This is a genomic window from Thalassobacterium sedimentorum (assembly GCF_031127905.1).
In the GTDB taxonomy this organism is placed as follows: Bacteria; Verrucomicrobiota; Verrucomicrobiia; order Opitutales; family Coraliomargaritaceae; genus Thalassobacterium; species Thalassobacterium sedimentorum.
This window is the reverse complement of record NZ_JARXIC010000130.1, coordinates 1-466: the sequence shown is the minus strand read 5'-3', so window position 1 is coordinate 466 and position 466 is coordinate 1. Positions and strand designations below refer to the sequence as shown.

Below are 466 nucleotides of genomic sequence, written 5' to 3'. Positions count from 1 at the left end.
CGCCAAGCCAAGTTCGAGTCTCATCTGCGTATCATCCATGCCATAGTGAAAATCCTGGCTCGGCGTAGCCGACCTAAGTCTAAATCTGGAAAAGCTTGCACGTATTTTTTTGGTCAATGGGACGCCCTGCAGGTGCAACTCAAGCACGGCGAGGCCGAACTGGACAATAACCTGATCGAAAACGCAATCCGCCCCTCGGCAGTAGGCAAAAAGAACTTCTTGTTCATCGGCTCTCCAGAGGCTGGAAAACGCACGGCGATCATTTACTCCATCCTTGTCTCCTGCGAGCGGCATGGCATTGACCCACTCGCATACATGACCGACGTGCTCGAGAAAGTACCTGCGATGACCAATCAAGACGACTTCTCGCAACTGCTTCCATCGAACTGGAAGAAACCTCTATAGAAGCTTATCAGCTTCTATAGACATCCATCGAATCCCATCGGATTGGATAGAACTCTAGCCA

Annotated in this window: 1 protein-coding gene; it reads left to right on the top strand. The window is 50.6% G+C overall.

Annotated elements, in window-relative coordinates:
- Positions 1 to 405 (top strand): IS66 family transposase (locus QEH59_RS19155; protein ID WP_308986910.1); only part of this gene is annotated, 405 nt, incomplete at its 5' end.
- Positions 406 to 466 lie beyond the last annotated feature (61 nt).